The sequence below is a fragment of the Roseomonas acroporae genome, from assembly GCF_023223525.1.
In the GTDB taxonomy this organism is placed as follows: Bacteria; Pseudomonadota; Alphaproteobacteria; order Acetobacterales; family Acetobacteraceae; genus Roseomonas_E; species Roseomonas_E acroporae.
In genome coordinates, this window is sequence record NZ_JALPRX010000040.1 from 20,106 (window position 1) to 33,477 (window position 13,372).

Consider the following 13,372-nt stretch of genomic DNA (forward strand, 5'->3'; position numbering starts at 1 on the left):
GCCCGCGGCGCGGTTCCGTGCCGGGCGGCATGCCGGCGCGCCGGGCGGGTACGCCCGGCGCGGGAATGCCCTACTCCATCTCCGGCAACTCCGCCGTGCCGCGCGCCAGCGCCGCCAGGGTGGCGAGCGCCGCGCGCAGCCGCTCCGGCCCCGGCAGGCCGAGGGCGAGCCGCACCGCCGCCGGCGCGTGCCCCGGCGCCATGGCGAAGGCGGCGCCCGGCGAGACCGCGATGCCCCGGCGCGCGGCGGCGGCGGCGAAGGCCTCGGCGCGCCAGGGCTCGGGCAGCTCCAGCCAGAGGTGGAAGGCGCGCGGGTTGGCGCGCAGGGCGAGGCCGGCCAGCGCCTCCCGCGCCAGGGCCTGGCGCCGCACCGCCTCGGCGCGCTTCTCGGCCTCCAGCGCGGCGATGCTCCCTTCGGCCAGCATCCGCCCGGCGAGGTCGCGCGCGAGGCCGGTGGCGAACCAGGCGCCGCCGCGCAGCGCCGGGGCGATGCGGCCGGCGAGCGCCGGCGGCGCCGCGACGAAGCCCAGCGTCTGGCCGGGCGAGACGCGCTTGGAGAGGCTGTCCACCAGCACCACGCGCTCCGGCGCCAGCGCCGCCAGCGGCGGCACGTCGGGTTCGAGGAAGCCGTACACCGCATCCTCCACCGCGACGAGGCCGAGCCGGCGCAGCAGCGCGGCCACCGCCGCGCGCCGCGCCGGCGGCATGGTGGTGCCGAGCGGGTTGTGCAGCACGGGCTGCAGGTAGAGCGCGTCCAGCGGCGCCGCGCGGTGGGCCGCCTCGATGGCGTCGGGGCGGATGCCGTCCTCGTCCATCGCCAGCGGCACCGGCAGGGCGCCCAGGCGCTGCGCCAGGGTGCGCGCCGTCGGGTAGCTCAGCGACTCGAAGCCGATCCGCCCGCCCGCCGGCACCAGCGCCGCGAAGCTGGCCGCGAAGGCGCCGCGCGCGCTGCCCGCCAGCAGCAGCCCGGCCGGGTCCGGCTGCCAGCCGGCGCGGCCGAGCGCCGTGGCCCAGGCCGGGTCGGCCAGCCGGCGGGCGCCCTGGTCGTCGAGCGGCGCCGGCTGCGCGGCCAGGGCGGCGAGGGCCCGGCGCACCAGCGCATCCTGCCCCGGCAGCATCGCGATGTTGGTGACGAGGTTGACCTCGCCCGTCTCGATCCACTCCGGCAGGGACGACGGGGCGCCGGGGGTGGCGCGGATGAAGGTGCCTCGCCCGACCTCGCCGGCCACCAGCCCGCGCCGGCCCAGCTCGGCATAGACGCGGCTGGCGGTGGAGGCGGCGATGCCCTGGCGGTGCGCGAATTGCCGCAGCGGCGGCAGCCGGTCGCCGGGGCGGAGCCTGCCATGCGCGATGTCGGCGGCGATGCGGTCGGCGAGGGCGTGGTAGTCCATGCGGCATTGTACCGAGGTCAATCTTTCGATTGAACCGGATTATTGTGCGCGTAATGCTCCGATTCAGCCACGGCATCCTGCGCCGCGGCACGGAGCCCACCATGCCTGCCTACCCGAAGACCGCCACCGATCCGCTGCCCACGCCCGCTGCCGGCAGGGCCGTCACCCGAATTGTCGGGCGGGCCGTGCCCCGCCGTGGCGGCGCCATCGGGCCGGTCCCGCCATCGGTGTCTCTCGGTGCAATCGGTGCATTGCTCCGACTCTGGCTGCACCGTGCCCGAACCCGGCGCACCCTGGCCGAACTGCCGGCGCGGCTGCGGCGCGACCTGGGTCTCGACGACGCCACCGCCCGCGAGGAGGCGGACAAGCCCTTCTGGCGCGCCTGATTCCGGCCCGCCGGAAGCCCGCCCCCCGGAACTGGGGCCCCCCGGAACTTGCATCTCCGGCGTGGCGCCCCGGACCGGCGCCCCTGGGTGAGGGCTCCGGCCGTGCCGGCGTCAGCCCGGCCCCGGAACCCGGCCCGGCGCCGCCGGCGCGGCGCGTCGCCGCCGCCCCAGCCACGCCCCGGCCGCCGCCAGCGCCGCGCCTGCCACCAGCACCCCGAGCGACAGCAGCGGCCGCGCCGCGAACCAGGCCAGCGCGACCACCGCCGGCGCCAGCACCGCCGTCAGCACGAAGGCCCCGAGCAACGCCCCGAAGGCGGCGATCTGCGACAGGATCGGCAGCACCGCGCCCAGCACGGCCAGCGGCGCCGCCACCAGCGCGAAGCCCGCGAACATCAGCAGCACGCCGACGCCGCGCAGGATCCAGGTCAGGGCGTGGTTGGACTGCTGCTCGCGCGCGAACAGCGCGTCGGCGGCCAGCGTGCCCTCGCGCAGCACCAGGATGCGGTCGCCGGCGCGGGTCTGGTACGGGCCGAGCGCGCTCCCGAGCAACTGGCCGACCGCCGTCACCGGCTGGCGCGGCACCGCCTCCCAGGTGACGCGCAGGTCGCCGATCGCCGGCGCGGCGGGGCTGAAGCCGACATAGATCTCGCCGCCGTTGAGCTGCGCGTGGAGGCCGGTGCGCTGCCCGAATTGCGCGGCGTCGGCCGGCGTCAGCGGCACCGGCCGCGCGCCGCCCAGCCCGTTCAGCGCCTCCGGGGGAAGCCCGATGGCGCCCACCGTCGGGTTCGTCGCCACCCAACGCGCTTCCCGCAGGCGCGGCGGCGGATTGGCGTGGCCGGGCGACTGGAAATTGGCGGAATCGATCGGCTGGTCGGACCAGACGCGCTCGTAGCGGTAGAAGGTGGTCGTGGTCTGGCCGCCGCCGAGGCGCTCCTGCGTGTTGCGGTTGCTCTGCTCGCGCCACTGGTAGATCTGCACGCGGCGGCGCAGCACCACGCCCTGGCCGGCGGCGCCGATGCCGGTCTCGGCGTCCACCGCCGGGCCGGCCGCGTTCAGCGGGCCGGTGAGGTGGACCAGTTGGCCCTGCCGGGCGGGATCGGGCCGCGCCGGGTCGATGGCGACGACCGCGCCCGCGCCCTCGCCGAGCGAGCGGGCGGTGGTGACGGCGCGTCCCTCGTTCCACCAGAGCAGCACGGCCGCCGCCAGCACCAGCAGCAGGCCGAAGCCGAGCCCGGCGACCGAGGTGCCGAGGCGTCCGGTCCAGGATCGCGTGGTCTCGGTGGTAAGGTGTCCGGCCCGAAGGGGCCGCCATCCGGGCCGTACTGGCTGTCGCTCATTCGTTGTCCGTCAACCTGGTGGGGAGGCGATCCCGGCGGGAGAGTCGGCGGCTGATAGCCCGTCACGCTTACGGAACCATATCCCGGCCGTTCCGCGCCCCCTGCCCACCGCCCCCTGCCCACCGCTCCCTGCCCACCGCCCCTTGGAGGAGAAGGCCCCATGCCCGCCCCCACCCCCGCCCCGATCCCCGGCGCCGCGCCGGTCCGCCCGCGCCGCTCCGTGCTCTACATGCCTGCCGCCAACGCCCGCGCGCTGGAGAAGGCGCGCACCCTGCCGGCCGACGCGCTGATCCTCGACCTGGAGGACGCGGTGGCGCCCGCGGCCAAGGCCGAGGCACGCGAGCGCGCCGTGGCCGCCGCCGCCTCCGGCGCCTATGCGCCGCGCGAGGTGGCGATCCGCGTCAACGCGCTGGCCACGCCCTGGGGCCGGGCCGATCTCGCCGCCGCCGCCCGCTCGGGGGCCGACGCGGTGGTGCTGCCCAAGGTCGAGGCGGCGCAGCAGCTCCGCGAGGCGGCGGCGGTGCTGGAGGCGGCCGGGGCGCCGCCCGGCATGGCGCTCTGGGCGATGCTGGAGACGCCGCGCGGGCTGCTGCGCGCCGCCGACATCGCCGAGACCGCCCTGCCGCGCCATCCGCTGGCCTGCCTCGTCATGGGCACCTCCGACCTCGCCAAGGAGCTGCGGGCGGCGCACACGCGCGACCGGCTGCCGCTGCTGACCGGCCTCGGCCTCTGCCTGCTGGCGGCGCGCGCCAACGGGCTGGCGGCGCTCGACGGCGTGCATCTCGACATCGGCGATCTCGCGGGCTTCGAGGCGGCCTGCCTGCAGGGGCGGGAGCTGGGCTTCGACGGCAAGACGCTGATCCACCCGTCAACGCTCGCCATCGCCAACCGCGTCTTCGGCCCCACGGAGGCGGAACTGGCCGAGGCGGGGCGCATCATCGCCGCCCATGCCGAGGCGGAGGCGGCCGGCAAGGGGGTGGTGCTGCTCGACGGGAAGCTGGTGGAGTCGCTGCACGTCGAGCAGGCGCACCGGCAACTGGCGCTCGGCGCGGCGATCGCGGCGCTGGCCGTGGCGTCGCCGCCCGCGCCCGGATGAGTGGTCCGGCCCTCGCGGATGGCACCGGCGCGGCAGCGGCTTCCAAACCCGGCTGGGAACACGTTCCTGTTGCAATTCGCTCGCAACTGGGTTTCCGGCCCGCAGCAGAATTGACGCTTCCTGGCACCGCACCATAGATAGCGCGGAAAGAACGTGCCGAGCCGGCTCTGCCGGGCGGCGGCAGGCCGGAGCGGTGCAGCCATATGTCCAGCATGCAGGATTCGCGTGAGCCGACCTTCATCGGCAAGCGCACGGACGGGACCATGATCCGGCGGCCGCTCTCGCCGCACCTGCAGGTCTACGACATGCTGCAGATGAGCAGCGCGCTGTCGATCAGCCACCGTATCACCGGGGTCGCGTGGAGCGCGGGCCTGCTGCTGATGGTGTGGTGGCTGGTGGCCGCCGCCGCCGGCCCCGGCCCCTTCGCCACGGCCACCTGGTTCCTCGGCTCCTGGCTCGGCCTGCTGATCCTGTTCGGCATGTCGGCGGCGGCGTGGTTCCACACGCTGAACGGCATCCGCCACCTCGTCTGGGACGCGGGCCACGGCTTCGCCATCCCGGACATGTACCGCAGCGGCCGCGCCGTGCTGATCGGCACCGCGGCGCTGACCGTCGTGACCTGGCTCGTCGTCATCATTGCCTGGGGCTGAGGAACGCATCGCCATGGCCACGCCGCCCGTGCACATCACCCGCTATGCCACCCCGCTCGCGCGCGTGCGCGGCTTCGGCGCCGCCAAGTCCGGCACGGCGCACTGGTGGCACCAGCGCATCACCTCGATCGCGCTGCTGCCGCTGTCGCTCTGGTTCGTCTTCTCGGCGGCGATGCTGGCCGGCAAGCCCTACCCGGTGGTGGCGCTGTGGATCGGTCATCCCTTCAACGCCGCCCTGCTGCTGGCCACCATCGCCTTCAGCGCCCACCACGTCGCGGCCGGGCTGCAGGTGGTCGTCGAGGACTACGTGCGCAACGACGGCGCCAAGGTCGCCGGCATCCTGGCGGTGAAGGGCCTGTGCATCTTCCTGGCGCTGCTCTCGGCGCTCGCGGTGCTGCGGCTCGTCGTGGTGCGCGTCCTGGTCTGAGGGGATGCGGGCGGGGCCGGGCGACGCGGCCCGGCCGACGCCCCGCGGGACATCCCGTGGGGGCGGGCCGATCTGGTTTTCCGGGCGCCGCGGGCTCCCGTTGCAGTTCTCATGGAAGCCCGCGGCGGGGAAGCGCCCGTCGGGGCGATGAACGGACCGAGACGATGAACGCGATCAGCAAGCCGGGACTCGGTGGCGGCGCCTACCGGATCGTCGACCACACCTACGACGTGGTGGTGGTGGGCGCCGGCGGCGCCGGCTTGCGCGCCACCTTCGGCATGGGCGCGGCCGGGCTCAAGACGGCCTGCATCACCAAGGTCTTCCCGACGCGCTCGCACACCGTGGCGGCGCAGGGCGGCGTCGGCGCCGCGCTCGGCAACATGGGCGAGGACGACTGGCGCTGGCACATGTACGACACCGTGAAGGGGTCGGACTGGCTCGGCGACCAGGACGCCATCGAGTACATGTGCCGCGAGGCGATCCCGGCGATCATCGAGCTCGAGCACTTCGGCGTGCCGTTCAGCCGCACCGAGGATGGCCGCATCTACCAGCGGCCCTTCGGCGGCCACATGCAGAACTACGGCAAGACGCCGGCCATGCGCGCCTGCGCCGCCGCCGACCGCACCGGCCACGCCATCCTGCACACGCTCTACCAGCAGTCGCTGAAGCACCAGTGCGAGTTCTTCGTCGAGTACTTCGCCCTCGACCTCATCATGGAGGAGGGCGCCTGCCGCGGCGTGATGGCGTGGTGCCTGGAGGACGGCTCGATCCACCGCTTCCGCGCCCAGACCGTGGTGCTGGCGACGGGCGGCTACGGCCGCGCCTGGTTCTCCTGCACCTCCGCCCACACCTGCACCGGCGACGGCGGCGGCATGATCCTGCGCGCCGGCCTGCCGATGCAGGACCAGGAGTTCGTGCAGTTCCACCCGACCGGCATCTACGGCTCGGGCTGCCTCGTCACCGAGGGGGCCCGCGGCGAGGGCGGGTACCTGACCAACTCCGAGGGCGAGCGCTTCATGGAGCGCTACGCGCCGACCGCCAAGGACCTCGCCTCGCGCGACGTCGTCTCCCGCGCCATGTCGATGGAGATCCGCGAGGGGCGCGGCGTCGGGCCGCTCAAGGACCACATCTACCTGCACCTCGAGCATCTCGGCGCCGAGCTGCTGCACGAGCGCCTGCCCGGCATCTCCGAGACCGCCAAGATCTTCGCCGGCGTGGACGTGACCAAGGAGCCGATCCCGATGCTCCCGACCGTCCACTACAACATGGGCGGCATCCCGACGAACATCCACTGCGAGGTGCTGAACCCGACGGCGACCGACCAGGACCGCGTGGTGCCCGGGCTGATGGCGGTGGGCGAGGCGGCCTGCGTCTCCGTCCACGGCGCCAACCGGCTCGGCACCAACTCGCTGCTCGACCTCGTCGTGTTCGGCCGTGCCGCCGCCCACCGCGCCGCCGAGACGGTCAAGGCCGGCGCCACCCAGGCACCGCTGCCGGCCGATGCGGGCGACAGGGCGCTCGACCGGCTCGACCGCGTGCGCAACGCCAAGGGCGACCTCTCGGTCGGCGAGGTGCGGGTGAACATGCAGCGCACCATGCAGACCCATGCCGCCGTGTTCCGCACCGCCGAGCTGCTGAAGGAGGGCGTGGACAAGATGGCGAAGGTGGCGGCCAGCTACGACAGCATCCGCATCGCCGACCGCAGCCTGATCTGGAACAGCGACCTGATGGAGGCGCTGGAGCTGGGCAACCTGATCGGCAACGCCATGTGCACCATCGTCGGCGCCGAGGCGCGCCACGAGAGCCGCGGCGCCCATGCGCACGAGGACTATCCCGAGCGCGACGACGTGAACTGGATGAAGCACACCCTCGCCTGGGTGGACGACAGGAACGCCGTCAAGCTCGACTACCGCGACGTGAAGATGCGCACCCTGACCAACGAGGTCTCGGTGTTCCCGCCGAAGCCGCGCGTGTACTGAGGCAGGAGAGACAGAGCCATGGCCGAATTCAACCTGCCGAAGAACTCCGTCGTCGGCACCGGCAAGACCTTCCCCGCGCCCACGGACGCGACGAAGGTGAAGTCCTTCCGGATCTACCGCTGGGACCCGGACGACGGCGAGAACCCGCGCACCGACACCTACGACATCGACCTCGACAAGTGCGGGCCGATGGTCCTGGACGCGCTGATCAAGATCAAGAACGAGATCGACACGACGCTGACCTTCCGGCGCTCCTGCCGCGAGGGCATCTGCGGCTCCTGCGCGATGAACATCGACGGGCTGAACACGCTCGCCTGCCTCAAGCCGATCGAGGACGTGAAGGGCGACGTGAAGATCAGCCCGCTGCCGCACATGCCGGTGGTGAAGGACCTGGTGCCGGACCTGTCGCAGATCTACGCGCAGCTCCGCTCCATCGAGCCCTGGCTGAAGTCCGACACCGCCCCGCCGCCGGACCATGAGCGCCTCCAGTCCAAGGAGGAGCGCGCCAAGCTCGACGGGCTGTGGGAGTGCATCCTGTGCTTCTGCTGCACCACCTCCTGCCCCAGCTACTGGTGGAACGGCGACCGCTACCTCGGCCCGGCCGTGCTGCTCCAGGCCTATCGCTGGATCGCCGACAGCCGCGACGACCATACGGGCGAGCGGTTGGACAACCTGGAGGACCCGTTCCGGCTGTACCGCTGCCACACCATCATGAACTGCGCCCGCACCTGCCCGAAGGGGCTGAACCCGGCGCAGGCGATCGGGCAGATCAAGCAGATGATGGTCGAGCGGCAGGTCTGAGCGGCCCGACGCCTTCATTTTCCAAGGAGGGCCTTGCCCTCCTTGGGTATCCTCCCGCCAAGGGGCGAAGCCCCCTTGGAACCCCCGTGCGATTTCATGTCTCGCCCGCTTCGACGGCCGGGGCGCAAAACGAACGGGGCCTGGGGCCTCCCCATCTTCCGCTTGGGGCCCAGCTTGGGGGCCCAGCGGGATGGTCCAGGAAGGGCGGCGCCCTTCCTGGCGGGGCCGGGGCAGCGCCCCGGAATTCCCCCGCGCCTGTGCTACACTCCCCCGCATGACCGACAAGCCGCCCCGCCTCTCCGGCGTGCTGGAAACGTCCCTCTACGTGGCCGATCTCGACCGCGCGCGGGCCTTCTACCAGGATCTGTTCGGCCTCGAGGAGTTCATGCACGACGGGCGCATGTGCGCCCTCGGCGTGCCCGGCGGGCAGGTGCTGCTGCTGTTCCGCCTGGGCGGCTCCGCCGAGCCCTCGCCCACCCCCTTCGGCACCATCCCGGCGCATGACGGGCGCGGCGTGCAGCACCTGTGCTTCGCCATCCCCTACACCGCGCTGGGCGAGTGGGAAGCGCATCTGGCCCGTCGGGGAATCGCCGTGGAGAGCCGCCTCGCCTGGCCGCAGGGCGGCACCAGCCTGTATTTCCGCGACCCGGACGGGCATTCGCTGGAGGTGGCGACGCCGGGGCTCTGGCCGAACCGCTGACCGTTCGCCCTGCGTTCGCTTACGGCCGAACCGCCGCGCCGCTATGACAGGGCGGGTCCGCCCCGCGCCCCCGGCCGGGGCCGGAATCGTCGGCCGCGGGCCCCGGCGGCACCGACGGCCAGGAGGCGGCGGAGGGGCATCGTTGCGGCAGTCATCTCGTCGGAAAGCTGGGCCAGCGGGTGGGCCAGCGGGAAATCGGGCGGCGCCTCCATGGCGCGCCCGGCACCGTGGCCCGGTTCCGCCCGCCGGGCCCCGCCGATGAGGCGCCTCTCCCTCCGCACGGTCGTCCTGGGCCTCGCGGTCGGGGCGGTGGCAATGCTGGTGTTCCACCAGGGAACCGCCTTCCTGCTGCATGCCGAGGGCGCGCGCCTGCCGGCGCTGACGCAACTCCTCGGCAGCCAGCCCGCTCCCTACAGCCTGCGCCCGGCGCCGCCGCTCGGCGTGCCGATGGTGTTCTGGCTGACCTTCTGGGGCGCTGTCTGGGGGCTGCTGCTGGCGCTGCTGCTGCGCCTGACCGGGCTGCCGGACCTGCTGACCGGCTTCCTGTTCGGCGCCCTGCTGGTGACGGCGGTCGGCTTCACGCTGCTCGCCCGCTGGCAGGGCCTGCCCTCCTACGAGGCGGTCGGCACGCCGCTCTGGCTGCGCACCGGCCTGCTGAACGGCGCCTGGGGCTGGGGCACGGCGCTGCTGATGCGGCCGCTGGCGCTGCGGGGGTAGGGGAGGGGGCGGGCCGCCGCCCGGCCAGGGCACGGTACGCCCGGCCGAACTATTTCACGCCGCCCCCGCCACGGGCGGCGTTGCCGGCTTCCGAGCCGGCCCCCGCCTTTGGTTTTTCGCGTTTTCCGAGTCGCTGGGTGAGTACACCCAGCTTGAAAATGCTCTAGGCTCCCGGGCGGGAGAACAACGTCCAATGCAGACCTACGATTACATCGTCGTCGGCGCGGGCTCGGCCGGCTGCGTGCTGGCCAACCGCCTCAGCGAGGATCCGTCCCGCTCCGTGCTGCTGCTGGAGGCGGGCGGCAAGGATGACGGGATCTGGATCGGCATCCCCGCCGGCTTCTCGCGGCTGATCAGCAACCCGCGCTACAACTGGCTGTTCGAGACGGAGCCGGAGGAGAACGTCAAGGGCCGCCGCATCCCGATCCCGCGCGGCAAGACGCTCGGCGGCTCCTCCGCCATCAACGGCATGCTCTACGTGCGCGGGCAGCCGCTCGACTACGACACCTGGTCGCAATTCGGCAACCGCGGCTGGTCCTACGAGTCCGTGCTGCCCTACTTCCGCAAGTCGGAGAATTTCGAGCGCGGCGGCGGGGAATCGCGCGGCCGTGGCGGGCCGCTCAACGTCGCCGACATGCGCGAGCGCCATCCGCTGCTCGACGCCTTCGTCGAGGCGGGCGTGGCGGAAGGGTATCCGCGCAACGACGACTACAACGACGGCGACCAGGAAGGCTTCGGCTACTACCAGGTGACGCAGAAGAACGGCCGGCGCTGGTCCACCGCGCATGCCTTCCTCGAGCCCGCCCGGCGCCGGCCCAACCTGCATGTTGCCACCAACGCGCACGCGACCGGCGTGCTGCTGGAGGGGAGGCGCTGCGTCGGCGTCGCGTGGATCGAGAACGGCCAGCGGCGCGAGGCGCGGGCGGGGCGCGAGGTGGTGCTGGCGGCGGGGGCCGTGCAGTCGCCGCAATTGCTGGAGCTTTCCGGCATCGGCCGGCCGGAGCTGCTGCAATCCCACGGCATCGAGGTGCGCCATGCCCTGCCCGGCGTGGGCGAGAATTTCCGCGACCACTACGCGCCGCGCATGAACTGGCGGCTGAAGAAGGATTCCTCGCTGCCGCTGACGCTGAACCAGCAGGCGCGCGGCATCCACCTCGCGCGCGAGGTGGCGAACTGGTACCTGCGCCGGCGCGGCGTGCTGACCTACACCGCCGGCATCGTGTTCGGCTTCGTGCGCACCCGGCCCGAGCTGGAGACGCCCGACATCCAGTACCACTTCGCCCATGCCAGCTACGACAGCGTCGCGACGCGCGAGCTGGACCGCGAGCCGGGCATGACGGTGACGGTGTGCCAGCTCCGCCCGGAATCCACCGGCTCGATCCACGTGAAATCGGCCGATCCGCTGGCGCCGCCGGCGATCCGGCCGAATTTCCTCGCCGCCGAGGAGGACCGGCGCGTGCTGGTGGAGGGGATGAAGATCGCCCGCCGCATCGCCGCCAACCCGCGCCTCGACGCCTGGCGGTCGCACGAGATGAACCCGGGCGACGGGGTGCGGACCGACGAGCAGTGGCTCGACTGGGCGCGCGCCAAGGGCCAGACCGTCTACCACCCCGCCGGCACCTGCAGGATGGGGCAGGACCCGATGGCGGTGGTGGACGAGCGGCTGCGGGTGCGCGGCATCGAGGGGCTGCGCGTGGTGGACGCCTCGATCATGCCGACGCTGGTCTCCGGCAACACCAACGCGCCGGTCATCATGATCGCCGAGAAGGGCGCCGACATGATCCGCGAGGATGCCCGCGCCGCGGCATCGGCCGCGGCACCGGCGCCGCAGGCGGTGGCGGCGTGACGCGGCGGGAGGAGCAGCACCATGCCTGACACCAACCCGGGCGCCGCCCGGCCGCTGCCGGCGCGCTCGCCGGAGACCGGGCGCTACGACGCGGTGATCGTCGGCGCGGGCTTCGCCGGCATGTACCAGCTGCACCGGCTGCGCGGCCTCGGCCTCTCGGCCATCGTGTTCGAGGCGGCGGACGACGTCGGCGGCACCTGGTACTGGAACCGCTACCCCGGCGCGCGCTGCGACATCGAGAGCATGCAGTACTCCTACTCCTTCGACGAGGGGTTGCAGCAGGAGTGGCGCTGGGCCGAGCGCTACGCGCCGCAGCCCGAGATCCTGAACTATGCCCGCCACGTCGCCGACCGCTTCGACCTGCGGCGCGACATCCGCTTCCTGACGCGCGTCGGGAGCGCGCGCTGGGACGAGGCCGAGGGCCTCTGGCACGTCGCCACCGACCGCGGCGACCGGGTCTCGGCGCGGCTGTGCATCATGGCGACGGGCTGCCTCTCCACGGCCCGCCGCCCCGACATCCCCGGCCAGGACGACTTCGCCGGCGCCACCTACCACACCGGCCACTGGCCGCACGCGGGCGTGGACTTCTCCGGCCTGCGCGTCGGCGTGATCGGCACCGGCTCCTCGGCGATCCAGGCCATCCCGGTGATCGCCGATCAGGCGCGGCACCTCACCGTGTTCCAGCGCACGCCGAATTTCAGCATCCCCGCGCACAACCGCCCGATCGACGACGACTATGAGAAGCTCTGGAAGTCCGACTACCGGGCGCGGCGGGAGAAGGCGCGGACGATGCGGACCGGCATCCTCTACGACCTCAGCGCCGTCCCGGCGCTGGAGGCGACCGAGGAGGAGCGCCGGCGCGAGTACGAGGCGCGCTGGGCCAATGGCGGCACCGCCTTCATGGGCGCCTATGCCGACCTGCTGCGCGACAAGGCGGCCAACGACACGGCGGCGGAATTCGTGCGGGAGAAGATACGCGGCATCGTCGAGGACCCGGCGGTCGCCGAGAAGCTGATGCCGCGCGACTACCCGATCGGCACCAAGCGCATCTGCGTCGACACGGACTACTACGACACCTTCAACCGCGACAACGTGACGCTGGTGGACCTGCGCGCCGAGCCGATCGAGTCGATCACCCCGACCGGCCTGCGCACCACGGCGGCCGAGTACGAATTCGACGCGCTGGTCTACGCCACCGGCTTCGACGCCATGACCGGCGCGCTGACGAGCGTCGACATGCGCGGCCGCGACGGCCTCTCCCTCGCGGCGAAGTGGGCGGAGGGGCCGCGCACCTATCTCGGCCTGATGACGGCAGGCTTCCCGAACCTGTTCATGATCACCGGGCCCGGCAGCCCTTCCGTGCTGAGCAACATGATCGTCTCGATCGAGCAGCACGTGGACTGGATCACGGACTGCGTGGCGTGGATGCGGGCCGCCGGGCAGGACCGGATCGAGGCGACGCAGGAGGCCGAGGACGCCTGGGTGGCGCACAACAACGAGGTGGCGCACGGCACGCTCTACCCCGCGGCGGCCTCCTGGTACATGGGCGCCAACATCCCCGGCAAGCCGCGCGTGTTCATGCCGTATCTCGGCGGCGTCGGCGTGTACCGGGAGAAGTGCGCGGCGATCGCGGCCGCCGGCTATCCCGGCTTCCGCCTGTCGCACAGCCCGGCCGAGGCCGGGGTGAAGGCCGGGGGGGTGAAGGCTGGGGCGGAGGCCGGGGCGGCCTGACGGCGAGGGGCGGCCCGCCCGGCCCCCCGCCGCGGGATCGAAGCCGCGCCGCCCCCGCCACCCGATTTCGCGTCATAGAGCGGATCGCCGGCGGGCGGACACGCCCGGCGGCGTGAAGCCGCGCCGGGAACAACGAGCCACGGCGAACCGCAGTCCCAACCGGACCGCGGTTCGCCGTAGGGTCCCCGCACAGGCGCGGACCCGTGGGAGCCGCCGGCGCGGCGCGCGGCCGCCACACCGACCCCGTGCGATACCGGCCCGCGCCGGTCGTGACCCATGCGGGCCGGCATCACTCGATGCGGATGTTCGCCT

The 13,372-nt window shown here is 73.3% G+C and carries 12 protein-coding genes; 10 read left to right on the forward strand and 2 right to left on the reverse strand.

Going from position 1 to position 13,372, the window contains the following annotated elements:
- Positions 1-70: 70 nt before the first annotated feature.
- Positions 71-1,390 (reverse strand): aminotransferase-like domain-containing protein, encoded by a 1,320-nt coding sequence (locus M0638_RS10810; RefSeq protein WP_248666999.1) that lies wholly within the window; start codon positions 1,388-1,390, stop codon positions 71-73.
- Positions 1,391-1,443: 53 nt separating this feature from the next.
- Here M0638_RS10810 and M0638_RS10815 point away from each other — a divergent pair, with 53 nt between their 5' ends.
- Positions 1,444-1,776 carry a DUF1127 domain-containing protein gene (locus M0638_RS10815; RefSeq protein WP_248667008.1) on the forward strand — a complete coding sequence of 111 codons (333 nt, stop codon included), beginning with the start codon at positions 1,444-1,446 and terminating at the stop codon, positions 1,774-1,776.
- Between the two features lie 111 nt (positions 1,777-1,887).
- On the opposite strand, the gene M0638_RS28805 is transcribed toward M0638_RS10815, so the two are convergent.
- Positions 1,888-2,985, reverse strand: coding sequence for a TMEM43 family protein (locus M0638_RS28805; protein ID WP_345893018.1), 1,098 nt, complete (start codon positions 2,983-2,985; stop codon positions 1,888-1,890).
- Between the two features lie 288 nt (positions 2,986-3,273).
- Here M0638_RS28805 and M0638_RS10825 point away from each other — a divergent pair, with 288 nt between their 5' ends.
- From M0638_RS10825 to M0638_RS10865, 9 genes are all read left to right on the forward strand, one after another.
- Positions 3,274-4,209 carry an HpcH/HpaI aldolase/citrate lyase family protein gene (locus M0638_RS10825; RefSeq protein ID WP_248667000.1) on the forward strand — a complete coding sequence of 312 codons (936 nt, stop codon included), beginning with the start codon at positions 3,274-3,276 and terminating at the stop codon, positions 4,207-4,209.
- Positions 4,210-4,421: 212 nt separating this feature from the next.
- Positions 4,422-4,859, forward strand: coding sequence for a succinate dehydrogenase, cytochrome b556 subunit (sdhC, locus tag M0638_RS10830; RefSeq protein WP_345893019.1), 438 nt, complete (start codon positions 4,422-4,424; stop codon positions 4,857-4,859).
- A gap of 13 nt (positions 4,860-4,872) precedes the next feature.
- Positions 4,873-5,286: a succinate dehydrogenase, hydrophobic membrane anchor protein gene (gene sdhD / locus M0638_RS10835; RefSeq protein ID WP_248667002.1), complete on the forward strand. Its 414-nt coding sequence runs from the start codon at positions 4,873-4,875 to the stop codon at positions 5,284-5,286.
- Positions 5,287-5,450: 164 nt separating this feature from the next.
- Complete coding sequence (gene sdhA / locus M0638_RS10840; RefSeq protein ID WP_248667003.1) at positions 5,451-7,265, forward strand: succinate dehydrogenase flavoprotein subunit; 1,815 nt, start codon at positions 5,451-5,453, stop codon at positions 7,263-7,265.
- 18 nt (positions 7,266-7,283) lie between these two features.
- Positions 7,284-8,066 carry a succinate dehydrogenase iron-sulfur subunit gene (locus M0638_RS10845; RefSeq protein ID WP_248667004.1) on the forward strand — a complete coding sequence of 261 codons (783 nt, stop codon included), beginning with the start codon at positions 7,284-7,286 and terminating at the stop codon, positions 8,064-8,066.
- A gap of 274 nt (positions 8,067-8,340) precedes the next feature.
- Positions 8,341-8,766 carry a VOC family protein gene (locus M0638_RS10850; protein WP_248667005.1) on the forward strand — a complete coding sequence of 142 codons (426 nt, stop codon included), beginning with the start codon at positions 8,341-8,343 and terminating at the stop codon, positions 8,764-8,766.
- 258 nt (positions 8,767-9,024) lie between these two features.
- Entirely contained in the window at positions 9,025-9,483 is a 459-nt protein-coding gene (locus tag M0638_RS10855; protein ID WP_248667006.1) for a hypothetical protein, read from the forward strand.
- Between the two features lie 193 nt (positions 9,484-9,676).
- On the forward strand, positions 9,677-11,329 hold the full coding sequence (locus M0638_RS10860) for a GMC family oxidoreductase (protein ID WP_248667007.1): 1,653 nt from the start codon (positions 9,677-9,679) through the stop codon (positions 11,327-11,329).
- Between the two features lie 21 nt (positions 11,330-11,350).
- The gene (locus M0638_RS10865; RefSeq protein ID WP_282571952.1) at positions 11,351-13,060 is read left to right on the forward strand and encodes a flavin-containing monooxygenase; all 1,710 of its coding nucleotides are present in this window, start codon (positions 11,351-11,353) and stop codon (positions 13,058-13,060) included.
- Positions 13,061-13,372: the final 312 nt, after the last annotated feature.